Genomic DNA, 25,583 nt, shown 5'->3' on the forward strand with positions numbered 1-25,583 from the left:
GATCAGGTCGATTTGATAATGGGAAGAGGGAGCGCCTCAGCATGACAACCAAGACGGTGTTGGTCATTGACGATAGCATCATGATTCGCAAGATGGTGGCCAGCATCTTGGCCGATCAGTTCCAAGTGCTAGAGGCCAAGGACGGCTTGACAGGTTTGGAGGCGGCCAAAAAACATCACCCCGACCTGATCTTGCTGGATTTTGTCATGCCCAAGATGGATGGCTATGACACGTTGCAGGCTATTCGCCGCGAAGACAGTTTGAAAAATACCCCCATCATCATGATGTCGGGGATGAAGGAGCAGGTGACGGCCCGCATCCCTGAGCCTTTTGTCGACTTCGATTTTATCGAAAAGCCGTTTGAAGCGGAGACTCTTCTGGCTCAAATCCAAAAGGCCCTGCAGGTGACTCCTGCGGCGGCAGCGGAGCCGGGATCCGAAACCAACACCCAACTGATTCTGAACCGGCTCACCGCCATCGAGACGCTGCTGATTCAAGGTACGGAAAACTTGATCCAGCGGGAGGTGGTGGCGCGGCTTTCTGGGATCAACCAATGCCTGGCGCGTCAGGAATCCCGCAGCAGCAATCTGGAGGCCCAGATCAGCAAGCTCGCCGGCGAAGTGGAGCGACATGCCCAGGGTTTGGCCTTGATCGTCAAGGAGCTGCGACAGATCCGTAAACTTCTAGGAGGATCCTGATGTCTGAGAGGGTTTTTGAGCGAGCTTATCGACACCTAGATGCGGTGACGGCCCTCTTTGTGGCCGTGCTGCTGATTTCCAACATTGCCTCGACCAAGATCGTTCTTCTGGGGCCCTTTACCTTTGACGGGGGCACCATTCTCTTCCCCCTCAGCTATATCTTTGGCGACATCCTCACGGAGGTCTATGGCTATGCCCGCTCGCGACGGGTGATCTGGCTGGGATTTATCTCGGCGGCCCTCATGTCGGTAACGTTCATGATCGTGGGATCCCTGCCTGCGGCCCCCGACTGGCCCTATCAAGAAGCCTACGACCAGATTCTGGGCCTGACGCCCCGCATTGTCCTGGCCAGCTTAATCGCCTATTGGGGAGGCAGCTTTGCCAACGCCTACGTACTGGCCCGCATGAAGGTGTGGACGCGGGGACGGTGGCTGTGGACGCGCACCATCGGCTCTACCCTGGTGGGCCAAGCGGTGGATACTGGACTGTTTGTCACCTTGGCCTTCTGGGGGGTGTTCCCCGGCCTGGGCAGCTTAATACTCTCCAACTATGTGTTCAAGTGTGCCGTTGAGGCGGCGTTCACGCCCCTGACCTATGCCATTACCGGCTGGCTAAAGCAGCAAGAACAAGAAGACTACTTCGATGTGGCAACCGACTTTAACCCCTTCCGCCTCCAGCCTGTATCCAGGTGAGTCCATCAACTGCCCCAACGGATTTGGCTTTGAGAGGGATCCTATTTTGGTATAGTCAGAGCGTCATCCTATTTATCCTGCTGCCATCCGGTGTTACCGGGAGCTTTTATCCAAGACAAGACTTTTGTGAGGGATCCGAAAGATGATGCTCGTTTTCCAAATTGCTTTGTTGGTGTTGGTGCTTTACAGCTTGCTCTTGGTGGTGGCGGTGCCAGTGCTCTACAGCTCAGCCAGCGACTGGAGCCGGGCCAAGAATGTGATTTTGGTGGGATCCCTGCTCTGGGTGCTGATGGTGATCGGGGTGGGGGTGCTGAGTTTCCTCAAGTGAAGAAGCAGTAGAAGGGCAGGGGCATCTTGCCGTTACAATCGGCGCTGTGGGGGGCTGCACTGTGGGTATGGTGGCCCAAAGTTCTTGTTGAGATCTCTGCCAGAACTGCGTACTTGCGCACCCCGGTGAGCCCTAGGCTCTCTCGGTAGAGAGGATCCCATCCTCTACAATGGACGGCGAGGCGTCGGCCTTGCTTGCCATCGGTCAGGCTGTCTACAGGCCGCGCTAGTGAGCTTTGAAGGTGCTGAGGTGTTTCAACCAGCGGAGGTTTGGGTGTTGAGAGCAGTGATGAGAGCAGGGAAATGTTCGCAGGAACTTGGCCTTGCTCGGCGAGGAATGAGGCTGGCCTTGGCGGGCCTGTTGATGGGGAGCCTGGGATCCCTGATGGTGCCCCATTCTGCAGAGGCGCAGTCGGGTTTGGTGATCACCGGCAGTGAAGGGGTACCTGTCCTCAGCTATCGGCTCGATTTTGGCGGGGTTCGCAGTCGTTTGGATCGCTATCGCCTGACCATTCCCCCCCAGAATGTGGCGGTGGCAGAAGTGCAGATCAACGGGGACAGGAATTTCGATGGCCGCATCGATCCGGAAAGTGTCCGCCTGGAGGTAGAAGGCCGGCCTGTAGAGCTGGATCAAGTGTACTGGAACGAGGAGTTTCGCTCTCTAGAGGTGGTGGCCCGTCAACCCATTGCTGCCGGTCAGGAGATCCGTCTGGTGCTCTCCAACGTGCGCAACCCTTCATCTGCCGGTATCTATCGTGTGGAGGCGCGGGTACGGGGTACGGAACCCAACCCCCTCTTCCGGAATGTGGGCAACTGGCTGATTACCATTGAAGACCCAGAGCGGATTGGCTTCTGATCTATTGACCCGATGATCTGACCTACTGTTGATCTTTGCGGCGATCCTATAGGCACAGCCCTTTTGCGGGTCTGGGACAGCGACACCCAAGTTCCCGGCCAGTTGGGGTGGGATCCCTCTGCAAGTGTTTGTTCGCCGTGGTATGGGCTGCTGGAAAAAGCCGGAGTTCTGAGTTTTTCTAAGAATGGGGATTGTGCAAATCCGGCAAGTTTGGGTGGGGGAGTGTTTACCTTGTTGCTTGCTGACACTTGGTATCCCGATTGGTGGCAGGCTCTAATTTTGGGCATGGTGCAAGGGATCACCGAATTTCTGCCCATTAGCAGCACGGCCCATCTGCGGGTGTTTCCGGCTTTGGTGGGGTGGCCGGATGCGGGAGCTTCGTTTACGGCGGTGATCCAGTTGGGCAGTTTGGGGGCGGTGCTGATCTACTTTGCCTCTGACCTGCGCCAGTTGCTCCTGGGCTCCTGGAAAGCCTGGCGAGAACGAAATTTCCAGCAGGAGCCTTGGCGGCTGTCGGTCGGGATCCTGGTGGGAACAGTGCCAATTGTGGTTGCCGGCTGGGCCATCAAGGCCATTTGGGGATCCCCACCCCGCCAGTTGTGGGTGATCGCCACTGCAGCCATCGGCTTGGCTTTGTTGTTGGGCTGGGCAGAGCAAACGGGCAAACGCCAGCGAGACCTTCACAGCTTAGGCATTTGGGATGGGATCTGGGTGGGGCTGGCCCAAGCTTTGTCCCTGATCCCTGGGGTGTCGCGCTCCGGCTCGACGCTGACGGCAGGGCTGTTTCTCCATTTGCAGCGCTCGGCTGCCGCCCGTTACTCCTTCTTGCTGGGGATCCCGGCATTATTTTTGGCGGGGGTTGTGGAGTTTATCTCCGAGTTCGAGGCAGAGGCCCTGCTGCCGCAGGGGTTGGGGACGCTTTCGGCCTTCGTCTTTTCCTACTTGTCTATCGATTGGCTGATTCAGTTTTTGCAGCGCAGCAGCACCTGGCTGTTCATTGTTTATCGGATTGGCTTTGGCTTGTTTATTATCTTGGGTTTAGCGCTGGGGTTCCTAAGACCCTAATCAAGCTCAGTCAACTACAATCCACGGGGATCCCTGAGGTGGTCACTCCTTTCTGGCTGCTTTTCCCACTGAGAAGATTGGCAAAATGGGATCCCTGCCTGAGGAGGTGGAGGCTCAGATTCGGTCTTTATCGGTGGAGCGCTTGGAAGAGCTGGGTCTAGCCTTGCTGGAGTTCCAGTCGTTGATTGACCTCACCACCTGGCTTGATGGATTCAGCCATTAAAGGTTCTCCCCTTCAAAAAAGGGCTCCGTATCATACGCTGACGAATCTAAAGATTGAGCCCGTGTGTTGCAGCGCACTTGCACTTTGTTGAAGCAGATGTTAGTTTCTGCTTGAGCATCAGGCTGCAAATCCAGTCTTGCTCTTGTCGGGTGATGAACGGTAGATCCTCCTGAGAGAGTTCCTTCTAGGGATCCCTGCCCTAATTTTGTGTTACTTGTAGCTCCAATAGAAGGATTGCCGGATCCCTGTGGGGGTCACTTGTGCCACTTGAACTGCTAGAACCAAGGCGATTATGAACGGCCTCAGGATACTGCTTATGTTGATGCTCTCTTCTGTGTTGGTGTTGCTGTGTGGGTGCAGTGGCGGGAGAGGTTCTACCCCCAGTGCAGAAGAAGAGCCCAGTCCTGATCCCACTACTGGATTTGTGCCAGAAAATCCGGGTGAGGATCCCTCTCCAGATATGATCCCGGTCGATGAACTGGATCGGTTATTCCCCAATTTGCCACCGGATCCTGGAGAAGAAGGGAAGCAAACTTTGGAGGGGATTGATGCCGATGGAGATGGCGTGCGTGATGATGTGCAGCGCTGGATTTACCGCCGGTATCCCAATGATGAGCTGAAGCGGAAGGCCATGCTGCGATACGCCAAAGCTTTACAGGCAAGCATCGTGAATGTTGACAGGGATAGTCGAGACCAGGTGCGTGCAAGAGTGCTTGATGGTTTCCGAGCAATTCGATGTGCGCGGTTAGCATTTGGCGGGGCAAATGAATTCGACCTGATTGATGAAGTTGCTGAAGCAAGAAGGGAAGTGCAATTTCAAATGCTTAACACCCAGGAAAGAGTTATTGCAGATTTAACTGTTGATGCCAAGTTCTCTGGACAAGTCGTTGGCGCAGAAGAATCGACATGTACTGACCCAATTCGCTAGATTAGTGAGGATAAATGGATGTTCGGTCGAAATACTGTTCGTCTTGTTGTTTTATTGTGCTGTTGCCTGTCTGTACTGATTCTCAAGTCTTGCTCATTACCAAACAGACCAAATATTCACTCAGTTATTTCTCCCAATTTCAGCTTCAATACCGCTGCACTTGTCCTCAAGTCTAAAATTTACTATATTAACGGGTTAGCAACTGCAAGAGATGACGCAGAAAGAAATCGTGATAGGATCATTGCTGCCATTGGAGGAAACGAAGAGAATGTATTGAGCCGACTCAAAGACAACATTGGGTTCGAGCAAGACATCGCAAACTATCGGCTTGCTTACAACATGGCTTTGGGAGGAATAACTGCGTCTGGAAATGTAACTCAAGCAGCAGACAACCCAACCTTTCAAATCGTTGCATCCATTGCACTCAAGATTCGGGAAGCACTGCCAGAACTGTCAGACCCTCAAGCGTGGCAATATGCTCGTGTTCTTCTAAAAGCCCCAAATGCAAATGATATTCTAAGGCCACTATTGCAAAGGTTTAATGTCCAAGAAACTCTAATTAATCTTCTTGGTCAAACAATGCAGAAAAAAATGAATGGCCAGGCTATTCAGAGTGGTTCCGCAGAATCGGTGCATTTGAAGATGGGGTGATGCTGCTGAAAGGCACTCGGAGCTTTGATGCAGGGGTTGGAACCCGGAATGTGGGGGTTTTGAACAAAGTGAATGCCCAGGGCCAAGTCTCGACGTTTGTGGATGATCTCCCATTTGGGGCCTTCGGAAGAGGAACTGCAGAATACCTATCCAACCTCGTTCAGGTGGGCAATAGCGTCGTTTTCACCCGGTATAGCTTCCCGGTGATTATGGCTCGGCAAAGTCGGGATTGGCTGCGTTCCTGTTGTGGTCAGGAGTTGCTGCAGGTGGATGCCACAGGGCAAACCACTCAGGTGATGGATTTGAGTGCTTTTTTCCCGCCTGGGTTTTCGCTTATCTCGGATAACTCCGCAACCAAGCTCGTCGGGCAGGAGTATTATTTTCTGGCCAATAACCAAGGGAATCCGAGTATTCTCAAGGCCAATCCCAGTCAGGGGCTAGCGGTAGTGGTGGATGGGCGGGTGATACGAGAACAAAATGGTGGAGATTCTGTACCCATCCGGGATATTGACCTACAAGGAGCCAACTTAGTGGCTTTGTTGGGGCAGAGTCGTCTTTTGGAAGATGCAGAAGGGTCTTGGCGCAGTGGGTTGGCACGGGTGTCCCCTCAGGGATCCCTGAGTCCGATTTTCCGGATCCCGCAGGATTTTAGCTTGCAGCCGGAGAAGATAGTGGTGGAGGATGCGGGCTTTGGTTTGGTGGCCTGTCCAAGGCTTTCGAGTAACCAGCCAGAATTCTATTCCTGTGCCCTTTACCGGGTGACCCCTAGTGGAGGGTAGGAGCAAGCAGGAAGGCTTGGGCTATGACTTAGAGTATTTATTCACCCGCCTGCGACACGGTATGAACAACTTCCTCCTGTTGAAGAGCTTGCAGCGCCTGGGGCAAATGCTCCGCCAGGTGGGCCGGATCCACCCCTGTTAGACCGCGTTCTTGCGCCAGATGGACAGCCGCCTGAGCATGCCACCACACCCCCGCACAGGCGCAACTGAGCAGGGCGGGAGCGTCCAAAGGTTGACCGGCTTGAGCTCTTCTTCGCGCCACTAGGCCCCCGATCAAACCGGTCAAGACATCGCCGCTGCCACCGCGGGCCAAAGCCGGTGTGCTCTCCGGGTTCACCCAGCATTCCCCAGTGGGAGAGGCGATCACCGTCCGCGCCCCTTTCAAAACCACCACTGCTCCACTCTGGGCTGCCGCCCTTTGGGCTGCCTCGATGCGATCCCCAAGCGGGATCCCCGGAAAAAGCCGCCGAAATTCCCCCAGGTGGGGGGTGAGGATGGCCTGGATCCCGTTTTCTGGCAGGCGCTCTACCCCCATCTCCGCCAGAGCATTGAGGCCATCGGCATCGATAACCCAGGGGATCCCGGCCCAATCCCGCAGCAGGAGTTCCAGCAGCGGTAAGCGGGTTTCTCCCAAGCCCGGCCCCACGGCCACCGCCTGAAAGGGTTTCTCGGCAACCGGCGGCAGAGAAGGGATCCCTTCCCAGGCATGAACCAAAACCTCTGGCAAGGCGCTGTGGATCAGTCCTTTCAACTCCGCCGGCACCGCCATCGTCACCATACCCACCCCACTGGCGCGGGATCCCAGCCCCGCCAACACCGCTGCTCCAGCATAGGCCGCCGAGCCTGCCACCCCTAGCAGGGATCCCTGGCGGTATTTGTGGGTATCCAAAGGGGGATCCGCAGGAAAGTGCTGCCAAGGCCGCAGCAACAACCGGGGAACCTCATCCTCTGGGCAGGCCCAAGCGGGGATCCCGAACTCGATGCGGCGCAGCCGTCCCACCCAAGGCAGAGCTGCTTCCTGCCACAACCCCCGTTTCCAAAGGCCAAGGGTATAGGTATGGCTGGCGCGAATGCAGCAGCCCCAGACTTCCCCGGTTTGGTCGTTGAGGCCAGAGGGCAGGTCCAGGCTGAGGATGGGAATGCCGCTGCCGTTGGCCCACCCCACCGCCCCCGCCCAAGGCTCCCCCAAGGGTCGGTTCAAACCGATCCCAAACAGGGCATCGATGAGCAAATCGCAATCGGCCAGCTCCTCAAGCTGCCCCACAAACTCCGCCCCCAGCGCCTTGAGATAGCGGGCGTGGTCTGCCGTTAGGGGCTTGAGTTCTGGCTTGCCCAACCACACCTTCACCGACTTTTGGGCCAGCCATAGCTCCCGCCCGACCACCAACCCATCGCCACCGTTGTGCCCTGTCCCACAGAGGATGCCAATGCGCTGGGCTTGCGGAAAATCCCTCTGCAGCTGGGCAAAAACGGCCAGCCCCACCTTCTCCATCAGAGCGGCAACGGGCATGCCGGCAGAGAAGATCTGCCCCTCAAGGCGCTGCATCTGCGCGGAACTGACCAGGCTGATGGCCGGATCGAACTGGCAACGAGAACCCATATCGCTACGCAACGCTGTTGCAACCGGCGGCATTGCTGAGGGGAGATGGCTCATGGCTAAGTTGCGCTAATCGAGCTTAGCTCTATCACATTCCCATCCGGATCCCGGACGAACACTGCCGCTCGCCCGGAAGCGCTCGGTTGCACCTCATACCCTTCCTGCCGCAGGCGAGCCTTCACCGCTTCCAAGTCATCTACCCCCAGCGCCACATGGGGATTACGCCCCCACTTTGAGGATCCCGTTCCGCTTCGCTGCCGTGGATCCATCGGCTCCTCGGCCACGATTAAATGAATTTGGGAGGAACCCACTTGATACCAAGCGCCGGGAAAGTCAAACGGCAACCGTTCCACCTTGGGGATCCCAAGCACCGTTCCGTAAAAATGTTCGGCTCTGGCCAGATCGCTCACCCAAAGGGCGGTGTGCAGGTGATGATAGGTTGGCTTTTGGGGGGCAGTCATTGTCTTGTTGGGAAATCTTGACCGTGGGGCTTTGCAAGGCCGACGCGAACATCAATATTTTCTCCGAACGGCAAGCCAAACCCGTAAGCTAAGGTGGAGCTAGCGCACCCGCGACAACCGTATCTTTGTTTTCGCACAGGGGTTGGCCCATGGGATCCCGCACCAAGTTTTTCGGCACGGTCTTGGCCATGCTGGCCGTGAACAGCATCTACATGCAGTTGCAGCAGCTTTCCCTGAGGCTGGAGGAAAGGGATCCCGCTCCCTCTGAGCAGTCTTCTCCAGAGCCTCAAAGCAGCAAGGGCTCCGTCCCGCCAACGCGAACGGAACGGCTGGATCCCTGGCGCCGTGTTGCCCAAGTCTTGCAGGGTCTGTGGCCCGGCGATGCGAGCTTGAAAGGACTCCGTTCCGCCAACGCGAACGGGATCCTGTCGCCAGAGTCCACGTCCCCCCTGGAGCCTTGAGTGCCAAGCTGAGAGGGGATATAACGCTTTGCAAAGGGGATCAAACCCCGTACCATAGAGGAGCAGCTTTCTCCGTTTCTCTGTTTTCAATCCCCAGGACTCACCATGGTGCAGCCGTCAGCGACCTCTGGGCAAAAGCCGATTGTCATCGCCCCTTCCATCCTTTCAGCCGATTTCAGCCGGTTGGGGGAGGAAGTACGGGCAGTGGATGAGGCGGGGGCCGACTGGATCCATGTGGATGTGATGGATGGCCGCTTTGTGCCCAACATCACCATCGGCCCGTTGGTGGTGGAAGCCCTGCGCCCGGTGACGGCCAAGCCCCTGGACGTCCACCTGATGATTGTAGAGCCGGAGAACTATGTGGCGGATTTTGCCAAAGCAGGGGCCGACATTATTTCCGTGCACGCAGAGTCCAGCTCCACCATTCACCTGCACCGCACCCTCAGCCAAATCAAGGATCTGGGCAAGCAAGCGGGCGTGGTGCTCAATCCGGCCAGCCCCCTGGAGCTGATCCAATACGTGCTGGAGCTGGTGGATCTGGTGCTGATCATGAGCGTCAACCCCGGCTTTGGCGGCCAGAGCTTTATTCCAGCAGTGGTGCCCAAAATTCGCCAGTTACGGGCCATGTGTGATGAGCGCGGCCTGGATCCCTGGATCGAGGTGGATGGCGGCATCAAAGCCAGCAACGCTTGGCAGGTGATTGAAGCAGGAGCCAACGCCATTGTGGCCGGCTCGGCAGTGTTCAAAGCCAAAGACTATGCAGAAGCCATTCGCAGCATTCGCAACAGCCGCCGTCCCGAGCTGGTGACAGTTTAAGGTGACAGTTCATTTTGAAGGAAACTGCTCCCTTACTGAAATCCGGCTTGACCCCAGCGCTGCGCTGAGCCAACTCCTCACGTGCCTTTAGCGCAAAGCAGCAGCCCCTTTCTGGGCAGCGTAAGGCCCCGTCCCGCTGTTGACGGCAGTTGTGCCCAGGCAATGGGGAGGCACATCGACGGAGGGGGGGATGATCGGCTGGGGCAAAGTGGGGCTGAAAAAAGTCTGACAAAAAGGCACGTGGTTGCGCCGAATATCGGCAAGGTAGGGGGGAGGAATGGTGCCCAGATAGGCGCCCAGCACCTGCTGCTCGGGATCCTCTGGCAACACTTGGTAATACAACATCAGGCGATTATCGGGAAACCAGGCGCGGATCACCCTTTGCAGGGCCTTCAAGTTGAAGCCCGGCTCTTCAGGGTTGCGAATCAGGTGCATTCCCGCCAGGCGCCCGCCGACAAAATAGGCTTGCACATAAAACCCACGGGCATAGATGGGGGGCTCCAAGGAGTTCTGAGATGAAGGGGAATCGGGCAGGTAAAGGGCTTCACCCCCAGGACGCAGTTGCCAGCGGCTCCAGCGGGGATCCTCCCGGTCGCTGGAAATGGTCTCCCAATTGTTGGCGCGGGCGTAGCTCAAGAAGCGCTCCTCGACCATGCCCAGATAGAGCATTTCCATTTGCAAGGGCAGCCGGGCCCGGGTTTGCAACAGGGGCAGAGTGCGCACTTCTCCCTGCTTGAGCACCAAGGTCTCCCCCCGCGCCGAGCAAGGGACACCTATGAGCATAGCCATCAGCAACCCTGTTCCAATTGCCCGTCCAATCTGGCTGAGGCCGCGCCTTGCGAACAGCTCTAGCCGGAGAGGTAAAAACTGCGCCACTGGCTGCGGCTGTGGCCCATTGCCCCTCAAAACCGTCGAAGCAGGAATGTAGGATGAGATCAGCACAGCAAAAAAGCAGGGTAGTAAGTAACCGATCCTAACCCAAAGAGACAAGGTTCTTCGAGAATCTTAATCTGGTCTCTGAGGAAAGTTGCTTGCCAGTCTGCCCTGCCGATGGTTTGGGTAGCGAATGCGCATTACCCTCGAGAATGGCATTCCCGCTGCAGCAGCTTCCGACCGGACAGAATGGCCGGGATTGATCGTCATTGCCGGCCCCACGGCCACCGGGAAATCTCGACAGGCACTGCTTTTGGCCCAACGGCTGGGATCCCCGTTGTTGAATGCAGACTCTCGCCAGGTCTACCGCGAGTTCGACATCGGCACAGCCAAGCCTACCCCCGCCGAGCAGGCCCTTTGGCCCCACGAGTTGATCGACATTGTTGATCCCTGCCACACCTACACGGTGGCCGAGTTTCAGCAGGCGGCCCAAGCCCGCATCGCCGAGGCCCATCGGCAGGGACAGACTCCCATCTTGGTGGGGGGCACCGGTCTCTACATCCAATCGGTAACCTCCGGCCTGGGGATCCCTGCTGTACCCCCGCAGCCCCAACTGAGAAGACAACTGGAAACTTGGCCCCCTGAGATCCGCTACGCCTGGCTGCAGCAGTTGGATCCCGTTGCCGCCCAGCACATTCATCCCCATGACGCAGTGCGCACGCTGCGTGCTTTGGAGATCGTTTACACCACCGGGAAGCCGGCTTCCAGCCTACGGCAGGCCCATCCCCCCCACTACCCCATCTTGATCTTGGGTCTGAGCTGCCCAATGCCCCGTTTGGAACAACGCATTGCCCGGCGCACGGCAGAGATGATGGAGCGGGGGTGGATCGAGGAGGTGAAAACCCTGCGGGAGCGCTACGGGCCAGACTTACCCCTCTTGCAGACCTTGGGCTATGCGGAGATCGGCGCTTATCTGGAGGGGCGGATCCCGGAAGCCGAGCTGCAGCCCCTGATTGTGCGGCGCACCCGCCAATTTGCCAAGCGGCAGATGACCTGGTTCCGGGCCCTGCCAGGGATCCAGTGGCTGGACTGCGAAGCTGAGGATTTGCCGGAGCAGATCTGGAAGCAGGTCAAGGCTTGGATGGCAGCTCCGACCACTGTTGAAACCAGTCCCGCCGCCGCTGAGCATCGGCTTTTCGATCCGTAAGGATCTCCAACACCCGCACCCCTTGGGCAGGCAAGGGATCCAGAGCTTCGGCCAGCTCCTGCCAGCTTTCCACTCGGCGATGGGGAATGTGGTGGGCCTGACAGAGCAGGGCAAAATCCACCGCCTGGGGCGTGGCGAAATAGGGCTCGAAGGGTGGGCCCACCTCAGCGATGGGCAGCAGCTCAAAAATCCCACCCCCCTGGTTGTTGATGAGGAGAATGGTCAGGGATCCCTGCAGGTGAGGGCCAAGCCGCAGGCCGCCGCAGTCGTGCAAAAAGGCCAGATCCCCGGTCAGCAGCACCGTTGGGCGTTTGTGAGAGCCGTGGGCCACCCCAAGGGCGGTAGAGAGAATGCCATCGATGCCGTTGGTGCCGCGATTGAAGTAGGGACGGATGCGGCGGTCGTTGGGGGGCCAAAACCACTCCACATCCCGCACCGGCGTGCTGTTGGCAATAAACAGCGGAGTCTCTGGGGGCAAGTGGTGGGCCAGCCACCAGGCAACCTTGCCTTCAAACCACTCCGATAGGTCAGTCATGGCCTGGTCTAGGGCAGCACGGATTTGCGCTTCCGCTGTCAGCCAGCCCTGCAGAAAAGTTGTTCGCTTGGCCGGCGCTTCCGGGATCCCGGAGACCCACTCTTCCACGGCAAAAGGCAAATGGGTGGTGGGGTTGTGCAGGGGATCCCCATTGTCGGGACGGGGATCCAACCGCCAAACGCGGGGAGCAACCTTGGCCAGGGTTTGCCGCAGCGCTTTGCTGGTGGGCAGGGATCCCAGTTGGATGACTTGCTCCGGCCAAAGCTGGGGCCGATCCCGCTGCAGGATGAGATCGTAGGTGGTGATGAGATAGGGGTTGAGGGAAGCGTAGTTGCGCAGGGGAGAGAGCCCCTCGGCCAGAACCGGCCACCCCAAAGCCGTCGCCAAATGGGCCACTGCCTCCACATAACGCTGGGGATCCGCCGGTTGAGCCGGCCCCGCCAAGATCACCCCCCGCTCACAGCCGCGCCACTCCTGCCAAAAAGAAGCTGTCTCCGTCTGCAGAGGGCTCCGCACCGCCTGCAAGGAAGAGCCGGTGCATGGAGGAGCAACCCCACGAAAAAAGGTCTTCTCGAACTCCGGATCTTCCTGTAGATGGAGCAGCGGCGCAGTGCTGCCATCGGCAATGGGAGCCAAGGGATCCCGGAAGGGCACATTCAAATGCACAGGGCCGGGGAAGGGGTAAAGGGTGCGCTCCCAGGCGTGCACTAGGGTTTGGCGCAGGTAGGCCAGGGCTTCTGGATCCGCGCTGGGCAGGGCCAACTCCGCCTGCCAGTTGGGGTAATGGCCGTAGAGCTTCACTTGGTCAATTGCTTGGCCGGCGCGGCAGTGGCGCATCTCCGGGGGCCGATCCGCCGTCAAAACCAAAAGCGGCCAGCCACTTTCTGCCGCCTCGATGAGAGCTGGGAAAAAGTGAGCGCCAGCGCTGCCGGAAGTACACACCAGGGGAATGGGCCGCCGGGTTTGCTGGGCCAATCCCAGCGCAAAAAAGGCTGCCGACCGCTCATCCAGCACCGGGATCGCCTCGATGTCGGGGTGCTGGGCCAGGGCGTAGGTCAGGGGGGCTGAGCGGGATCCCGGACACACCACCGCCAAACGGCAACCCAGCCGACTCAAGGTTTCGGCCAACAGGGATCCCCAGAGGGTGTTGAGGTTGCGCCAGTCCAGCCGCCTCGGCAGGACAAAGTTTTCACCGGTCACAGCGGAGACAAGGTGTTGAGATCGAATCGGGATCCCGGCGGCAAAAAGTGAATGCGGGCATTGTGCAGCCGAAAATACTCATCCGCCGCCGCCTCCTGAACGGTCGAGTACAGTTGCGTCCCGTCCACAATCGTCACCGTCCCCAAGCCGATCACCTCCATCACATCGTTGGCCTGGATCACCACCGCCGTATTCTCGTCAATGCCGATGCCCAGACATTGGGGGTAGTGGGCCACCGCCGTAACCAGCCGCACCAGGCGATTGCGCTGATGGAAATGTTGATCGATGATGACGCGAGGCAAAAGGCCCAGGCCTGTCTTCACCGTTACAATTGCCGGTGTGGGCGGTTCTCCGCTGTAGCCGCGGGAGATCATCTGCTGCCCCAACGCAGAAGCTCCGGCGCTGGTTCCGGCAATTACCGTCTGCCCCCGCTGCCACTGCTGTCGAATGGCCTCCATCAGCTCGCTGTGGGCCAGCACCTCCGCCAGCCGCTCCTGATCCCCACCCGTAAAGTAGATGCCGGTGGAGAAGCGAATTTTCTCAACATTATCGGGATCCCTTGCCTCCATCGGGCTGCGGATATCCAGAACTTGGAGGCTGGCTGCCCCCATCTGCTGAAAAATGTTGGCGTAGATCTCCCCCAGCACCGCCGGGATCCCAGAAGCCGCGGGCACGATGGTGATGTGGGCAGACTTTCCCCCCGCTCGGCGGAAGAATTCCCAAAGGATGTGGCGCTCATTTTCCTTGTCCTCTGCTCCCCCGACGGCGATGATGTCGGAACGGGCGGTGATGGGATCCTTCACAGTAGGGCGGCTTAGGGGTTGGGCGTCGTTTGTCGGCGTGGAAGGAACTCCATTCCACTCCAGCTCACGGTGGGCGGCAGAAACATCAGGCAAATGGGGCATGGAGCGCGAGGAAGATTAAAATGGGCACATTTCACTTTCACTATGCTACGGCTTGGGATTCGGTTTGGCGCAGCTCAATTCCAGATTTCACGGAAGAGTCAGGGGTTGGTTAGGGGTCTCGAAAGGGGGAATAATGTTCATAAGAACACCCCTCGTCTCGTCCTTCGGTTCACCCAGCAGGAGCATCCATGGCCAGAAAACCTGACGGATATCTTGTCCACATCATGCTGGAAGGTGGACAAACCATGCAGGTACGGGTCAAAGAAGCCAGAGAATACACCGAGCTGATCAACAACCTCATGGTGGGCGGCGAAGAGTTCATCACCTTGCCCAAGCAAATGGACAATGAGTACATGATCGTGCGTCCTCAACGGGTGTCCGGCGTGTCGGTGGAGGCGATCTACGCTTCCAGCGTTGGCATCGACCTATAGAGCCTATAGAGCAGACCAAGGTCAGGGATCCCTTGAGTATCGCCGGGCTGACAACGCAAAGCCCCCACCACTAGGGGCAGGGGCTGCCAGAGGACTAGACCCCGCAGGATTTAGAACCTCAGTACCGACAGGTTAGCTTTGCGGGGGCAGGATCACCTTGTCGATGACGTGGATCACGCCGTTGGAAGCTTCAATGTCGGCTGTTACCACATTGGCATCGTTGACCTTGACACCATCAGCCAAAGAGATTTCCACAGGGGATCCCTCGACCGTAACCACTTCCCCAGCTTCCAAAGAGGTAGAGAGAACTTTGCCGGGCACTGCATGGTAAGTGAGAAATCGAAAAAAGTCCCCGAAAAAGATGTTTCTACTGCCCCAAGATGCTTTCTTACAAAGGCTGCGGGGGTATCTTCCACTAAGGTTAGATTTGCAACAATCATCGCAGGGTGGTGGTGAGCAATCCAAAACAGGCTGAAAAAGGATCCCTTGAGGCTGAGGGATCAGTTACGTTTGTCTGCATCTATAGTCATTCTGATTCAAACTAAAACGCTGCACCCACACCTGAAGCGTTGAATGCGCGGGGCTGGAAGACTTTTCTTGGTAGCTCAGGCGTCTCACTCTAACCTGAAACGACTGTACTGTTTTGTTTGCTCGAGCTGTCTATCCAGCGGCAGCACAAAAAATAACACCCTCACGGTGCCGAGCAAAGGGATAAATAAGTTAACGAGCTCGTAATAATCCTGGCAGTTGTGCTTACTCTTCTTCCGGCTCGAAGTCTTCGTCGTAGTCGTCCCCGATCAAATCGTCGATATCGTCGATGTCTTCTTCCAAAATCATCTCAGGGACCTCAATGGGCTGCTCGATCAACCGGCCCTCTTTGCGCAACCAGTCAAGAATGGAGAGGCTGCTAGGAGAGGGCACCACCGTTGGCGGCTGATCGCGGGGCTCTTCGCGCAGAGAGGGATTGTGGTAGTACATGCCGTACGGAAAAAGGGCAGTTATCGACGAGGAATGAACTCGGCTTGGATTGATCTCCTCTCAACCGAGGGACGCGGGCTTTCCATCGATATATCCCTCAGTTTAGCCTATGCCTGCCACTCCTGCAAAAAGCGGTGCAGCACCCGCTCCAGTTCAACAGCCCGCGCTGCCTTGAACAGCAGCCGATCCCCGGCTTGCACGTGATGGAGCAAGATTTCCAGCAGTTCGGATACCTCCTCGCAGCGTTCTGTCTGGGCTGCCGGTTTTTGGTCGAGCAGCGGTTGCATTTCTCCTTCGGGATCCAAGAGCAAGATCCGATCCAGCCCCAGAGGGGCAGCCGCCCGACCCACCTCCGCATAGAGCTGAGGCGCATGCTCTCCCAATTCCCGCATCGGGCCGAGAATGGCCCAGCGCCGTTTTCCCGGGGTTTGGGCCAGCAGGTGTAGAGCCGCGATCATCGCTTCCGGCGAGGCGTTGTAGGTTTCGTCCCAGATTTCCACATCTCCTGCCAGCTTGAGATGGCGGTTGCGCCCCTCCAGAGGGGTAGGCAAAGCAATGGGTTCTCGGAGCCGCTCCCAATCCAGCCCCAAGCTGCACAGAGCAGCCAGCACTCCCATCCAGTTGAGGGCATGGTGTCTTCCCGGCAAGGGCACCGGCAGCGTTAGGCCCTCCACAGTTACCGTTTGGGCTTGGGGATCCCATTCTCCCCGTAAGTCCCCCCGATCCAGACCATAGGTAAGGGTTTGTCCCGACCACAGGCTGGCGGCGGTAGACAACAGCAAGGGATCTTCTCCATTCAGCAGAGCCACCCCCTGCCCTAGCTCCTGCAGCAGCTCGCACTTGGCAGCAGCAATGGCCGCGCGGGATCCCAGTCTGCCGATGTGGGCGGTGCCAATATGGGTGATCAAGGCGTGGGTGGGCTGAGCCATCTGAGCCAGGCGGCGAATTTCTCCGGGGCCTCGCATGGCCATTTCCAGAACCACAAACTGATGCTCCGGTCGCATCTGGAGCAGGGTTTGAGCAACCCCGATGTCGTTGTTGTGGTTGGCCTCACTTTTGAGAACTGTGCCGTAGCGGGATAGGGCAGCCGCCAGCATTTCCTTGGTGGTGGTTTTGCCTGCTGAGCCCGTGATGGCTACTACGGAGGGGGGAAACTGCTCCCGCCAGCCTCTGGCAATGCGCTGGTAGGCAGCTAGGGTATCTGAGACTTGAAAATGGGGCCCAGCCACCGGACGCTGGCTGATGACGGCAACGGCCCCCCTTGCCAAAGCTTGTGGAATAAAGTTGTGTCCATCAAACCGTTCCCCCCGCAGCGCCACAAAGACTGACCCCGGCTGCAATTGGCGGCTGTCGGTGCAAATGGCTTGGACGGGAAGACCCAACAAATGGGGATCCCCCTGCAGGGGAGTTTGCAGCAGGTCAGCCACAGTTCGTAAGGTCAGCATCGGGCAGAAACTCCAATTCGCCTACAGCCTCTTCGTCTATGGTCATTTCAGACCCGATTGAGACATTTCCCAAGCGCTCCCCCTCACCCCCAGCCCCTCTCCCAGGGGGAGTCAGCCCTCACCCCCAGCCCCTCTCCCAGGGGGAGAGGGGAGTTGGGGATAGCTGTACAGCTTTTTTCAGCGTTGTTTACCACAGCCAGTGTCAATCAATCTCTTGCGTGGGAAGGCTCCCGCTTGGCTACGGAACTCCCATGAAGTCGGAAAAAGCTGTAAACCCAGTTCCTGGGCAACGCCAATACACGACTGGGTATAGGAAGTTGTCAGCTGGGTTGCAGCGTTTCGATCCCAGTCGGGAGGGCGATGATTGCCTCTTTGGCCATGCCGATGAACAGGCCATGTTCCACAACCCCCACCGTCCCTTTGAGTTGATCGGCGATCTTGGCAGGATCCGCCATGGGGCCGAATTGGCAGTCGAGGATGTAGTGCTGCTCGTCCGTCAAGTAGGGATCCCCGTTGGCATTCCGCCGTAAGGTGGCTGTGCACCCCAGAGCCTCTACCCGCGCCAAGGTGGTTTTCCAGCCAAAGCGCACCACCTCTACCGGCACCGGGAAGCGAATGCCCAACTGCGCGACTTTTTTAGAGGCATCGGCAACGATGATCAGCTCGGCGGCGCTGGCCTCCACCAACTTTTCCCGCAACAGGGCCCCTCCTGCCCCTTTGATCAGGTTGAGGGATCCCACTTCAATCTCGTCGGCCCCATCGATGGCCAGATCCAGGCGCGGCTGCTCTTCTAGGGTAGCCAGCGGGATCCCCAGGGAGCGGGCCTGTTCAGCCGTGCGCTCGGAGGTGGGCACACCGAGGATCTGCAGACCCTCGCTTTGCATCCGCTCTGCTAGGGCGCTGACAGCAAAGGCGGCTGTGGATCCCGTGCCCAGCCCCACCACCATTCCCGACTGCACCTTTTGAACTGCAGCCCGGGCTGCCGCCTGTTTCAGCTCATCTAAAGACTCGGTCCCGCTGCCGCCAAGGGTAGTCATTCCCAGCTCCTCTCCCGTGGATGAAGATCCTACCAAAGTGCTTTGCACCGCTACCGCCCGCTCCAGCTAAAACCCTCCGGCGCTGCCACCACTTGGCCAAAGAGATCATAGGGCTCAGCGCGGGTGATCTGCACCGGCACCAGGGATCCCAGAGAGCCCTCCCCACGCACGTACACCACCCCGTCCACTTCGGGGGCAAAGCGAGGGGAGCGGCCAATCCACTCGCCGGTTCTGGGGTTTTCCTGCTCCAAAAGTACAGGTACCACTCGGCCCACCTGCTCGCGGTTGCGGCGGAAGGCAATGCCTTGCTGCAGTTGCATTAGACGGGCGCGGCGCTCTTGTTTGACAGCCTCTGGAACCTGATGGGGGAGGTGGTAGGCAGGGGTGCCCTCTTCGGGAGAAAAGGTAAACACCCCCACATGGTCAAACTGATGGCGCTGGACAAAGTCTAGTAGATGCTGGAAGTGCTCCTCCGTCTCCCCAGGAAAGCCGACGATAAAGCTGGTGCGCAGCACGGCATTGGGCAACGCCTGGCGCAGCCGCTCGATCACCCGGTCGTTGACCTGCCCTTGCCAGGGGCGATTCATGGCCTTGAGGATCTGCGGATGGCTGTGCTGTAGGGGCAAATCCAGGTAAGGCAAGAAATTGGGAGTTTCTTGGATGGCCTCCACCACGGCGGGGGTGATGCCCGTGGGGTAGGCGTAGAGCATGCGGATCCAGGGAATGGGGATCTGGCCCAGGGCGCGGATAAGCTCAGCCAAGCGCGGCTCCCCGTAGAGGTCGATCCCGTAGTGGGTGGTGATCTGGGAAATCAAAATCAGCTCCCGCACTCCTTCCTCGGCCAGCTGTTCTGCTTCCCGGAGGATGGACTCGATGGAGCGAGAGCGTTGGTCGCCCCGCAAGTGGGGGATGATGCAGAAAGAGCAGCGGTAGTTACAGCCCTCAGCTACCCGCAGGTAGGCCACAGGCGCATGGGTGGTGCGATAGCGAGGTACGGTCTCGTCGGCAATGTAATCCAAGCTGGAAGTAACGGCATTGACCCGCTCTCCCCGCTCCGCCCGCTCGATGATTTGGACGATCTGGTGGTAGTCGCCGGTACCCACGATAGCCACCGCCTCCGGGATCTCCTGCAGTAGCTCCTCCTGGAAGTGCTGCGCCAGGCAGCCGGCAATAACGATTTTCTTGCCCTGTACTGCCAACTCCATCAGGGTGCTGACCGACTCCCGCCGCGCTGCTTCAATGAAGCTACAGGTATTGACGATCACATAGTCAGCACTCTCTTCGTCCCCATCCACCCGGTAGCCCGCTTGGGCCAGCAGGCCCAGCATGTGCTCGGTGTCCACCCGGTTTTTCTCGCAGCCCAGGTGTAAAACGGCAACCGACGCCTTTGTACGCTGCACCGCTGTTCGCGTAAGCGGGACGGAGTCCTTAACGGATGGGAAACTGGAGACGGTCGCTTCTAACCCATTCATGGACTGAGCATCAAAAAGGGGGCAGCTTGCCAGAGGCTTATCTATTCTAGTTGAGGGCCGCATCAGCGTTGCGGAGCAATAGAGCCGTAGCCACGGCCAACGCGGTGGCCGCCCAGCTGTAGGGATCCCCGCGAGCCGCCGTCGGAAACAGAGGCGCTTGTCCATAGCCCCGCAGGCGCAAAGCCTGATAAACCCTCTGCGAGCGCTCGTAGCTGCGAACCAACAGGGTACCCACCGAAGCGGCCAGAAAGGGCAGATCTTGTCTTAGAGACGGCCCAGGACGCCACAGGGATCCCCGCGGTCGCCAACCCCTCAGCCAGGCTGCCCGTTGCATCTGCTGCCACTGAGCGGCCACCTCCTGCAAATAGCGCTGGGTGAGCCAGGCCAGTTCCAGCAGGAGGTCTGGGATCCCCAGGGCCCGCAAAGCTGCCAACAGTTCCGATGTGGGGGTGGTCTCCAGCAGCAGCATTGTGAGGGCAAATAGGGCCAGCCCTCTCCCCCCAATGCGAAGCGCCATCTGCAGCCCCTCCCAACGCAGAGCCAGGGATCCCCAGCGCCACAGGATGGTTTCCCCCGCCCAGAAGGGTAGGATCCCCATCAACCCTGCCACCAACAGCCCTGGGGCTGCCAGCCGCCTCAGCCCGAGGCTCCAAGGCAATCCCGACAGGCTCCACAGTCCAGCCACCAGCGCCCAGATGAGCGGCAAGAGGGCCAGGCACCTCACCGAGGCGAAAGCCGCCATCAGCGCCATCAGGCCCAGCACCTTGGGCAGAGGTTGCCACCGGTGCACCCAGGAAAGGGGTTTGGAGGGGTGAGGATGGGATTGTTGACCGCGCCAGCAGCAAGGGATCCCTGAGCCGGCTTCATCTCTTGCCATACTCTCCCAGCAGCGCCGGTTGTACCCGCTGCAAAAACAGCACCACCCAACTGGCGAACAACCCCTCCACCACCATCAGGGGGATGTGGGCCACCACCAAGCTCCCAAGAGCCAGACGACCGGCTTCTGTGGAGAGGATCCCGCTGCCAGCGTCAACCACAGCAGCCATGACCACCCCGTAAAACAACAGCACTGCTAGACCCACCCCAACCGCTCCCGCCAAGAAGGCAGACACTCCGGCCCCCATCACCCGACGGCCTGCCCGAAAAATCCCACCGGCCAGGAGCGCCGGGATCCCCATAATGGCGGCGTTGATGCCCAATGTGGTCAGGCCCCCATGGCCAAAGGCCACCGCCTGAAAAAACAAGCCCACTACAATCGCCGGATAGGCCAAAGCCCCCAACATCAGACCCATCAACCCGTTCAGCACCAGATGCAGGCTGGCCGGGGGAAAGGGCAGGTGAATCGAAGAGGCCACAAAAAAGACAGCCGTGAGCAAAGCCGCTTTGGGCAACTGGTCGCGACAGCGTTGCGTAGCAATATGGCGGGGATCCCGTTCCCACCAAGGACATTGCTCGGCAACGCCGGCGCGACGGAGAAGCCGCAAGCTGTAGCTGGTGATCAGGGCGGTGATGCCATAACCCCCTAGCCAAAGCGGTGCCGGCAAAATGCCATCGCTGATGTGCATGGTCAGTCCTACTCCAGAGCAGAGGAGCCAGCCTGGGAGCCTGAGATTCCTGACCCTGGAGATCCCGAAACCGGTGGGCTCTCCACCGCTGCGTAACCAGATTGACGGGGCCTGGAGAAGAACAGAGCTGTGCCCAGACAGCCCCAAATGACACAGGCGGCCATAACCCCCCGCTGCAAAGGCCCAAAGGGTGGGGAAGCGCTGGGGATCCCTTCTGTCTGAGGGAACTCCTCGCCCACCGGCACGTTGACCAACACCCCATGCCCCGCCTGGCGAATCCGCACCTGCCAGAGGCCCGTCAGGTTGGGATCCGGCTGCAGCAGAAATCGTCCCCGCGCATCCGTCTGTCCCTCTTGCCAAGGGGTAGTGGGATCCGTTGGCGCAAACACCGTTACCTGCGCAGAACGCATCGGTTCGCCAGAATCGTAGCGGGCCTGGATCTCAAAAGCGGGAACTGCCCGCCAAGAGGCCTCCACCCCGTGGCCCCAAGCGGGAGCAGACAGGAGCAGGCCGAAAGCCAGCAAGCTCAACCGTGCTCCGCATCGCTGACGCGACGCCGCAATCAGGCTCAGTCGGCAGGAAGGGATCCAAAGTTTTGGCCAGACTCGGTTCATTGGTTAGCTGAGGACAGACGACAATCTCTACGCTCTGCAGGCGACCGGTCTTAGAAAAGCCAAGACTTCAGGGCGAAGACTCTGTCTGGGCAGGGCCAGAGGCAGCGCGGCAGTGGCCTTCCCCCACATGGCCCAAGTGGTGCAGGATCTCCAATACGGCCTTAGCCGCAGGGGATCCCTCCTGCAGATCCCCCCAGTCCACTTCCAGAAGGTCGGATCCCCCCCCAGTGCTCCGCGCCGCTGACGCGGCCAGCCGCTGCTCCAGGGAGACAGGATCCAACTTCACCAAAGGGGCAAACCCCAGAGCTGCTTGATTGAGGCTGTCGTTGGGGGGCAAGCTTCCATCTCCAAACAGGTGGTCGAAATGGAAGGTGACCTCCAGATCTGCCACCTGGCCGACGCGCACAAAGCCTTTGCGCTCCTCCCCCACATACTCTCCGCAGGTGAAGGCCACCTCAGGGCTGAACTTGAGCACAAACGGCATCTCCCCAGCCCCTTCCTTTGTCGGTCGGGCTTGGCCTTCGATCCAGAGGGAATAGCCCTTTGCCGGCCCCTCCAGTGCTGGCACCAGCCGCCACCCCAGGGCGTTGTAGTGGCCAGGGGGTGCCTCTAGGGATCCCAGTAAGGCCCGCTCCGCCGGGGGAGCCGTGATCAAATCAACCGTGATGGGGCCGGAGAGGCTGACCAATGCCCGTGCCAGCAAATCTGCATTTCCTTCCGGATCAAAGGGCGGATCGGTTTGGTAGGCGGTTATGTCCGCCAGCGTCACGTACACGTGCTCAAAGCTCAGTTCCCAGCCGTCTTTGGAGACAAACCCCTCCCGAATGAAGTCCTCGCCGTTGGCCCAAAACTCCAGAGTACCCATCTCTGCCTTTGCTTGGGCTAGGGGTGCTTCCTGCCTGACCTTTTCCGCTCCAGCGTTAGAAGCCGGTCGGCAGGCGCCTAGAGAGAAGGCCAACCCAAGGGCCAGAAAGGGTAAAGCTAACCCCTTGCCCCAGGGATCCCTTGTTGAAGCACCAAGCCGAAATGGAGTGTGTTTCACCAGTTCCCCTGCCAAGGACTCGGTCCCGATGACGCAAACGGCACTGCTCTACCGAAACACAGGCTTCCCTGGTGTTACAATCCCCCACCAGGGCATCTGTAGGGCTATGCCTATGGCAAGGGCTACTCCTGCGCCAGATTCCCCGCCCGCACCCAACCTTCCTGCCCATTCTGACGGCGGATGCGCTGCCAACGGCCATCTTCGCTGAGGCCCAGCACCGTCACCACCTCGTTCATGGGCACACCGCCAATGTAGGTTCCCTCCCGCTCTGGAGTGGCCCGCAGCGCCAGGCCAATCGGCTCAATCACCCGTCCCTGCCCACCTACTGCCACCATGGGGGGTCGAGTCGGCAAAGGAGTTGATTCAGGGTTGGGTTCAACTGTGGGAGCTGGAGAAGTTGAAGCTGAAGCACCATCCACAGGGCCCAAATTGCCGGCGCGCACCCAGCCCTCCTGTCCATTCAGCTCCCGCCGCACCCGCTGCCAACGGCCATCGGCGCTGTACTCCAACACCGTCACCGTTTCCCCCACTACAATTCCCCCTTGGTAGGCTCCATCAACAGAGGGCTGGCTGCGGATGGCCAGGCCAATGGGCTCGATCACCCGCCCACGGCTGCCGGGGGGAAATCCCTCAGGGTCAACAGTGCCTGCAGCAGGGCCAGAGGGGGGAGAGGGAAAACTGGCTGGGCGGGGCAAGGGATCCAAGCGCACCGCCTGCGGAAATTGAGGCGGGGCAGGGGGGGCCAACATGGGGGCGACGAGCTGCCACAACTGCCAAGCCAAGGCGGCCAGAGCCCCAACCGAGACACTCACCACCACCAAGGTGCCCAAGGGAAAACCGCCAGAAGCAGGAGAAGAACGGCCTCGCATCGGGTAGTTAGCCATCCGAAATACCTTCCCGCAATGCTGCAGGCAAGAATCCGCAGAGAAGATGGGATCCCCGTCAAAACCGGTGATTTACGAAAGCCAGAGCACGACTGCTGCGCAACGCTGACGTGATTGCATCCCAATGTATCGTGTTCCGCAGCGCTCTTGCTAGGCCTGTGCAGAGGAACCGCAACGCTGACGGGGCGACGCGACCCCAGAGGGCAAGGGCGTCGGAGATTAGCTTCTACTTATTGGTGTTGGTGAACTTATTCTGCCAGTCGGTCGTCAAAATCTCTCGGCCAAATACCCATCCTGCCAGAAGGAGGGGCAATGCCAAGCCCAGAAAGCCAAAAAGACTGACCACCTGAGCCACTTGCCGCTGGGCTTGTTTTCTCCTGGGATCCGGGATGTTGTTGGCAGCCAGCACCACCTTAGAACAGAAAGCCACCACCACCGCCCCCACCGGCCCCAAAACCAAAGAGGGCCACAGCCAAGCCTCCACTTGCGAGAATGCGTAGGCTCCGGTGAATGGGATAATCACGAAACAAGCCAGCTCCAGGATCCCCCACGTGAAGAGGGCCAACCAGACATCTTTGCGGAAGACTTCATCGGGATTGGTGTACATAAGCCTCCGGGATAAACCGCCCACACTAAGGCCAGACCTCGAGACAGGAACGGAAGCGCCACGGCTTCCAGATTAACTCCAGGTGCAAGGATCTGCTTGACGGATTTCCTCTGCCATTCAGGCAACTCAGTAAGATAATGCCCAAGATTCTTGGATAAGCCTCCGTTGATTTACGCACAGGAGGGCGGCCTCGGCAAGGATAAACTCCCCGCGCGACCCCACACGTAAAGACTTGAAATAAGATTTAGGTGTTCAATAACTCATGAATCACCTGCGTTTGTTGCCCTTTCCAGCCGAGGTTGGGGTCAAGCTTGCCTTGTTGAGAGGGCTCTTTATTCACCCGCGAGCCGAGGGCCCATCGCCTCTGCACGATTGTTGCCCATGAGCTGCCGAAGGGATCCCCACACCCCAACGCCCTGCAACCTTGTCTCCTGCTGACTTCGAGAGTGCCAAGCTGCCATGTCACGCATCCTCATCATCGATGATGATCCCAGCATTTGTGCTCTACTGCAGCGGTACTTGCAGCGGCAGGGGTATTCGGTTGAGGTGGCGATGACGGGGGCCGAGGGCTTACAGCAGTTGCGCGCTTTTCAGCCGGCCTTGGTAATTTTGGATCTGAACTTGCCGGATGTGAGCGGCTACGATCTCTGCCAGCAAATGCAAAAAGAGACCGGCGTGTACGTGTTGATGTTGACCAGCCGCGTCAGCCCTGCTGATAAGTTGCACGGATTCCAGTTGGGGGCAGATGACTACCTGACCAAGCCCTTCAGCCTGCCGGAGTTACAGGCGCGAGTGCAAGCCATTCTGCGGCGGCAACGTATGAAGACCGAAATGGCCAGCGCACCGGTCTTGACCTTTGCCTCTTTGGTAATCGACCCGGAAACCCGAGCAGTCATCCGCGAGCAGCGCCTGATCAACTTAACAGCACTGGAGTTCGATTTGCTCTATGCTATGGCTCGACATCCGGGGCGGGTTTGGCGACGGGCTGAGCTGATTCAAGAGGTGTGGGATTTTAACCACGAGGGAGATGAACGGGTGGTCGATGTCCACATCGGCCAAATTCGCAAGAAACTAGAGACTGATACCAGCCAACCGGAGTTGATCCGCACCGTGCGTGGAGTTGGCTACAAGTTTGAGCCCCCCGCTCCGAAGGAGGGATGGGGAGAGGAAAAACCTTAACCCCCAAATAACTCTGATACATTTACGCTGAACACTGCTGAACATCACTGTTCAA

General features: G+C 58.8%; 30 protein-coding genes. 14 read left to right on the forward strand and 16 right to left on the reverse strand.

Annotated features, from left to right (window positions below):
• The first annotated feature begins 41 nt into the window (after positions 1 to 41).
• The 9 genes from NW843_RS05770 to NW843_RS05810 all read left to right on the forward strand — a co-directional run bounded on the left by NW843_RS05770 (position 42) and on the right by NW843_RS05810 (position 6,219).
• Complete coding sequence (locus tag NW843_RS05770) at positions 42 to 698, forward strand: response regulator (RefSeq protein WP_414522380.1); 657 nt, start codon at positions 42 to 44, stop codon at positions 696 to 698.
• Positions 698 to 1,390, forward strand: coding sequence for a queuosine precursor transporter (locus tag NW843_RS05775; protein ID WP_414522381.1), 693 nt, complete (start codon positions 698 to 700; stop codon positions 1,388 to 1,390). The genes NW843_RS05770 and NW843_RS05775 overlap by 1 nt, the downstream gene beginning before the upstream one ends.
• A 142-nt stretch (positions 1,391 to 1,532) precedes the next feature.
• Positions 1,533 to 1,718, forward strand: coding sequence for a photosystem II reaction center protein PsbZ (gene psbZ / locus NW843_RS05780; protein ID WP_011433643.1), 186 nt, complete (start codon positions 1,533 to 1,535; stop codon positions 1,716 to 1,718).
• 336 nt (positions 1,719 to 2,054) lie between these two features.
• Positions 2,055 to 2,573 (forward strand): DUF2808 domain-containing protein, encoded by a 519-nt coding sequence (locus tag NW843_RS05785; RefSeq protein WP_414331896.1) that lies wholly within the window; start codon positions 2,055 to 2,057, stop codon positions 2,571 to 2,573.
• 231 nt (positions 2,574 to 2,804) lie between these two features.
• Positions 2,805 to 3,638: an undecaprenyl-diphosphate phosphatase gene (locus tag NW843_RS05790; RefSeq protein WP_414522382.1), complete on the forward strand. Its 834-nt coding sequence runs from the start codon at positions 2,805 to 2,807 to the stop codon at positions 3,636 to 3,638.
• An 85-nt stretch (positions 3,639 to 3,723) separates the two neighbouring features.
• Complete coding sequence (locus NW843_RS05795; protein ID WP_414374584.1) at positions 3,724 to 3,861, forward strand: DUF4351 domain-containing protein; 138 nt, start codon at positions 3,724 to 3,726, stop codon at positions 3,859 to 3,861.
• Positions 3,862 to 4,177: 316 nt separating this feature from the next.
• Positions 4,178 to 4,789, forward strand: a complete 612-nt coding sequence (locus NW843_RS05800) for a hypothetical protein (RefSeq protein ID WP_414522383.1) — start codon at positions 4,178 to 4,180, stop codon at positions 4,787 to 4,789.
• A gap of 18 nt (positions 4,790 to 4,807) precedes the next feature.
• A complete protein-coding gene (locus NW843_RS05805; protein WP_414522384.1) occupies positions 4,808 to 5,440 on the forward strand; it encodes a hypothetical protein in 633 nt (210 codons plus the stop codon).
• The gene (locus tag NW843_RS05810; protein WP_011433638.1) at positions 5,440 to 6,219 is read left to right on the forward strand and encodes a hypothetical protein; all 780 of its coding nucleotides are present in this window, start codon (positions 5,440 to 5,442) and stop codon (positions 6,217 to 6,219) included. Before NW843_RS05805 ends, NW843_RS05810 begins: the two co-directional genes overlap by 1 nt.
• Before the next feature lie 37 nt (positions 6,220 to 6,256).
• Here NW843_RS05810 and NW843_RS05815 read toward each other — a convergent pair whose 3' ends face one another.
• The gene (locus NW843_RS05815) at positions 6,257 to 7,873 is read right to left on the reverse strand and encodes an NAD(P)H-hydrate dehydratase (RefSeq protein WP_414522385.1); all 1,617 of its coding nucleotides are present in this window, start codon (positions 7,871 to 7,873) and stop codon (positions 6,257 to 6,259) included.
• Positions 7,874 to 7,875: 2 nt separating this feature from the next.
• Positions 7,876 to 8,277: a VOC family protein gene (locus tag NW843_RS05820; RefSeq protein WP_414342431.1), complete on the reverse strand. Its 402-nt coding sequence runs from the start codon at positions 8,275 to 8,277 to the stop codon at positions 7,876 to 7,878.
• Positions 8,278 to 8,426: 149 nt separating this feature from the next.
• Between NW843_RS05820 and NW843_RS05825 the strand changes: the two genes are divergently transcribed.
• Both NW843_RS05825 and rpe read left to right on the forward strand, forming a co-directional pair.
• A complete protein-coding gene (locus tag NW843_RS05825) occupies positions 8,427 to 8,738 on the forward strand; it encodes a hypothetical protein (RefSeq protein ID WP_414522386.1) in 312 nt (103 codons plus the stop codon).
• A 105-nt stretch (positions 8,739 to 8,843) separates the two neighbouring features.
• Positions 8,844 to 9,554: a ribulose-phosphate 3-epimerase gene (gene rpe / locus NW843_RS05830; protein WP_414522387.1), complete on the forward strand. Its 711-nt coding sequence runs from the start codon at positions 8,844 to 8,846 to the stop codon at positions 9,552 to 9,554.
• 87 nt (positions 9,555 to 9,641) lie between these two features.
• Here rpe and NW843_RS05835 read toward each other — a convergent pair whose 3' ends face one another.
• Positions 9,642 to 10,343 carry a hypothetical protein gene (locus NW843_RS05835; RefSeq protein WP_414522388.1) on the reverse strand — a complete coding sequence of 234 codons (702 nt, stop codon included), beginning with the start codon at positions 10,341 to 10,343 and terminating at the stop codon, positions 9,642 to 9,644.
• A 277-nt stretch (positions 10,344 to 10,620) separates the two neighbouring features.
• Between NW843_RS05835 and miaA the strand changes: the two genes are divergently transcribed.
• The gene (gene miaA / locus NW843_RS05840) at positions 10,621 to 11,634 is read left to right on the forward strand and encodes a tRNA (adenosine(37)-N6)-dimethylallyltransferase MiaA (RefSeq protein ID WP_414522389.1); all 1,014 of its coding nucleotides are present in this window, start codon (positions 10,621 to 10,623) and stop codon (positions 11,632 to 11,634) included.
• Here the strand turns inward: miaA and menD are convergent.
• Both menD and NW843_RS05850 read right to left on the reverse strand, forming a co-directional pair.
• Complete coding sequence (gene menD / locus NW843_RS05845) at positions 11,558 to 13,369, reverse strand: 2-succinyl-5-enolpyruvyl-6-hydroxy-3-cyclohexene-1-carboxylic-acid synthase (RefSeq protein WP_414522390.1); 1,812 nt, start codon at positions 13,367 to 13,369, stop codon at positions 11,558 to 11,560. The two genes, miaA and menD, sit on opposite strands and share 77 nt — an antisense overlap.
• Positions 13,366 to 14,274, reverse strand: a complete 909-nt coding sequence (locus tag NW843_RS05850) for a cyanophycinase (protein WP_414357386.1) — start codon at positions 14,272 to 14,274, stop codon at positions 13,366 to 13,368. Before NW843_RS05850 ends, menD begins: the two co-directional genes overlap by 4 nt.
• Positions 14,275 to 14,462: 188 nt before the next feature.
• Between NW843_RS05850 and NW843_RS05855 the strand changes: the two genes are divergently transcribed.
• A complete protein-coding gene (locus NW843_RS05855) occupies positions 14,463 to 14,705 on the forward strand; it encodes a hypothetical protein (RefSeq protein ID WP_011433628.1) in 243 nt (80 codons plus the stop codon).
• Positions 14,706 to 14,837: 132 nt separating this feature from the next.
• On the opposite strand, the gene NW843_RS05860 is transcribed toward NW843_RS05855, so the two are convergent.
• The 11 genes from NW843_RS05860 to NW843_RS05910 all read right to left on the reverse strand — a co-directional run bounded on the left by NW843_RS05860 (position 14,838) and on the right by NW843_RS05910 (position 24,349).
• Complete coding sequence (locus NW843_RS05860; RefSeq protein WP_011433627.1) at positions 14,838 to 15,170, reverse strand: fasciclin domain-containing protein; 333 nt, start codon at positions 15,168 to 15,170, stop codon at positions 14,838 to 14,840.
• A gap of 288 nt (positions 15,171 to 15,458) precedes the next feature.
• Positions 15,459 to 15,683 carry a DUF3134 family protein gene (locus NW843_RS05865; protein WP_011433626.1) on the reverse strand — a complete coding sequence of 75 codons (225 nt, stop codon included), beginning with the start codon at positions 15,681 to 15,683 and terminating at the stop codon, positions 15,459 to 15,461.
• Between the two features lie 107 nt (positions 15,684 to 15,790).
• Complete coding sequence (locus NW843_RS05870) at positions 15,791 to 17,128, reverse strand: UDP-N-acetylmuramoyl-tripeptide--D-alanyl-D-alanine ligase (RefSeq protein WP_414522391.1); 1,338 nt, start codon at positions 17,126 to 17,128, stop codon at positions 15,791 to 15,793.
• Positions 17,129 to 17,448: 320 nt separating this feature from the next.
• On the reverse strand, positions 17,449 to 18,165 hold the full coding sequence (gene rpiA, locus NW843_RS05875; RefSeq protein ID WP_414522392.1) for a ribose 5-phosphate isomerase A: 717 nt from the start codon (positions 18,163 to 18,165) through the stop codon (positions 17,449 to 17,451).
• Between the two features lie 50 nt (positions 18,166 to 18,215).
• Positions 18,216 to 19,637: a 30S ribosomal protein S12 methylthiotransferase RimO gene (gene rimO / locus NW843_RS05880; RefSeq protein ID WP_414522393.1), complete on the reverse strand. Its 1,422-nt coding sequence runs from the start codon at positions 19,635 to 19,637 to the stop codon at positions 18,216 to 18,218.
• A gap of 46 nt (positions 19,638 to 19,683) precedes the next feature.
• Positions 19,684 to 20,514, reverse strand: a complete 831-nt coding sequence (cbiQ, locus tag NW843_RS05885) for a cobalt ECF transporter T component CbiQ (RefSeq protein ID WP_414522394.1) — start codon at positions 20,512 to 20,514, stop codon at positions 19,684 to 19,686.
• Positions 20,501 to 21,202, reverse strand: coding sequence for a cobalt transporter CbiM (cbiM, locus tag NW843_RS05890; RefSeq protein WP_414330636.1), 702 nt, complete (start codon positions 21,200 to 21,202; stop codon positions 20,501 to 20,503). Before cbiM ends, cbiQ begins: the two co-directional genes overlap by 14 nt.
• An 8-nt stretch (positions 21,203 to 21,210) precedes the next feature.
• The gene (locus NW843_RS05895; protein WP_414342416.1) at positions 21,211 to 21,732 is read right to left on the reverse strand and encodes a hypothetical protein; all 522 of its coding nucleotides are present in this window, start codon (positions 21,730 to 21,732) and stop codon (positions 21,211 to 21,213) included.
• A 151-nt stretch (positions 21,733 to 21,883) separates the two neighbouring features.
• The gene (locus NW843_RS05900; RefSeq protein ID WP_414342415.1) at positions 21,884 to 22,681 is read right to left on the reverse strand and encodes a hypothetical protein; all 798 of its coding nucleotides are present in this window, start codon (positions 22,679 to 22,681) and stop codon (positions 21,884 to 21,886) included.
• Positions 22,682 to 22,980: 299 nt separating this feature from the next.
• On the reverse strand, positions 22,981 to 23,742 hold the full coding sequence (locus NW843_RS05905) for an SH3 domain-containing protein (RefSeq protein WP_414522395.1): 762 nt from the start codon (positions 23,740 to 23,742) through the stop codon (positions 22,981 to 22,983).
• Positions 23,743 to 23,968: 226 nt separating this feature from the next.
• On the reverse strand, positions 23,969 to 24,349 hold the full coding sequence (locus NW843_RS05910) for a hypothetical protein (RefSeq protein ID WP_414342412.1): 381 nt from the start codon (positions 24,347 to 24,349) through the stop codon (positions 23,969 to 23,971).
• A 459-nt stretch (positions 24,350 to 24,808) separates the two neighbouring features.
• Here NW843_RS05910 and NW843_RS05915 point away from each other — a divergent pair, with 459 nt between their 5' ends.
• The gene (locus NW843_RS05915) at positions 24,809 to 25,528 is read left to right on the forward strand and encodes a response regulator transcription factor (RefSeq protein WP_414330288.1); all 720 of its coding nucleotides are present in this window, start codon (positions 24,809 to 24,811) and stop codon (positions 25,526 to 25,528) included.
• Positions 25,529 to 25,583 lie beyond the last annotated feature (55 nt).

This window comes from Synechococcus sp. R5-12, assembly GCF_047502655.1.
GTDB lineage: Bacteria > Cyanobacteriota > Cyanobacteriia > Thermostichales > Thermostichaceae > Thermostichus.

Coding starts and splice junctions, on each gene's coding strand:
- NW843_RS05770 (WP_414522380.1), top strand. CDS start 42: ATGACAACCAAGACGGTGTTGGTCATTGACGATAGCATCATGATTCGC.
- NW843_RS05775 (WP_414522381.1), top strand. CDS start 698: ATGTCTGAGAGGGTTTTTGAGCGAGCTTATCGACACCTAGATGCGGTG.
- psbZ (WP_011433643.1), top strand. CDS start 1,533: ATGATGCTCGTTTTCCAAATTGCTTTGTTGGTGTTGGTGCTTTACAGC.
- NW843_RS05785 (WP_414331896.1), top strand. CDS start 2,055: ATGAGGCTGGCCTTGGCGGGCCTGTTGATGGGGAGCCTGGGATCCCTG.
- NW843_RS05795 (WP_414374584.1), top strand. CDS start 3,724: ATGGGATCCCTGCCTGAGGAGGTGGAGGCTCAGATTCGGTCTTTATCG.
- NW843_RS05800 (WP_414522383.1), top strand. CDS start 4,178: ATGTTGATGCTCTCTTCTGTGTTGGTGTTGCTGTGTGGGTGCAGTGGC.
- NW843_RS05805 (WP_414522384.1), top strand. CDS start 4,808: ATGTTCGGTCGAAATACTGTTCGTCTTGTTGTTTTATTGTGCTGTTGC.
- NW843_RS05810 (WP_011433638.1), top strand. CDS start 5,440: ATGCTGCTGAAAGGCACTCGGAGCTTTGATGCAGGGGTTGGAACCCGG.
- NW843_RS05815 (WP_414522385.1), bottom strand. CDS start 7,873: ATGAGCCATCTCCCCTCAGCAATGCCGCCGGTTGCAACAGCGTTGCGT.
- NW843_RS05820 (WP_414342431.1), bottom strand. CDS start 8,277: ATGACTGCCCCCCAAAAGCCAACCTATCATCACCTGCACACCGCCCTT.
- NW843_RS05825 (WP_414522386.1), top strand. CDS start 8,427: ATGGGATCCCGCACCAAGTTTTTCGGCACGGTCTTGGCCATGCTGGCC.
- rpe (WP_414522387.1), top strand. CDS start 8,844: ATGGTGCAGCCGTCAGCGACCTCTGGGCAAAAGCCGATTGTCATCGCC.
- NW843_RS05835 (WP_414522388.1), bottom strand. CDS start 10,343: ATGGCTATGCTCATAGGTGTCCCTTGCTCGGCGCGGGGGGAGACCTTG.
- miaA (WP_414522389.1), top strand. CDS start 10,621: ATGCGCATTACCCTCGAGAATGGCATTCCCGCTGCAGCAGCTTCCGAC.
- NW843_RS05850 (WP_414357386.1), bottom strand. CDS start 14,274: ATGCCCCATTTGCCTGATGTTTCTGCCGCCCACCGTGAGCTGGAGTGG.
- NW843_RS05855 (WP_011433628.1), top strand. CDS start 14,463: ATGGCCAGAAAACCTGACGGATATCTTGTCCACATCATGCTGGAAGGT.
- NW843_RS05865 (WP_011433626.1), bottom strand. CDS start 15,683: ATGTACTACCACAATCCCTCTCTGCGCGAAGAGCCCCGCGATCAGCCG.
- NW843_RS05870 (WP_414522391.1), bottom strand. CDS start 17,128: ATGCTGACCTTACGAACTGTGGCTGACCTGCTGCAAACTCCCCTGCAG.
- rpiA (WP_414522392.1), bottom strand. CDS start 18,165: ATGACTACCCTTGGCGGCAGCGGGACCGAGTCTTTAGATGAGCTGAAA.
- rimO (WP_414522393.1), bottom strand. CDS start 19,637: ATGAATGGGTTAGAAGCGACCGTCTCCAGTTTCCCATCCGTTAAGGAC.
- cbiQ (WP_414522394.1), bottom strand. CDS start 20,514: ATGGCAAGAGATGAAGCCGGCTCAGGGATCCCTTGCTGCTGGCGCGGT.
- cbiM (WP_414330636.1), bottom strand. CDS start 21,202: ATGCACATCAGCGATGGCATTTTGCCGGCACCGCTTTGGCTAGGGGGT.
- NW843_RS05900 (WP_414342415.1), bottom strand. CDS start 22,681: ATGGGTACTCTGGAGTTTTGGGCCAACGGCGAGGACTTCATTCGGGAG.
- NW843_RS05905 (WP_414522395.1), bottom strand. CDS start 23,742: ATGGCTAACTACCCGATGCGAGGCCGTTCTTCTCCTGCTTCTGGCGGT.
- NW843_RS05910 (WP_414342412.1), bottom strand. CDS start 24,349: ATGTACACCAATCCCGATGAAGTCTTCCGCAAAGATGTCTGGTTGGCC.
- NW843_RS05915 (WP_414330288.1), top strand. CDS start 24,809: ATGTCACGCATCCTCATCATCGATGATGATCCCAGCATTTGTGCTCTA.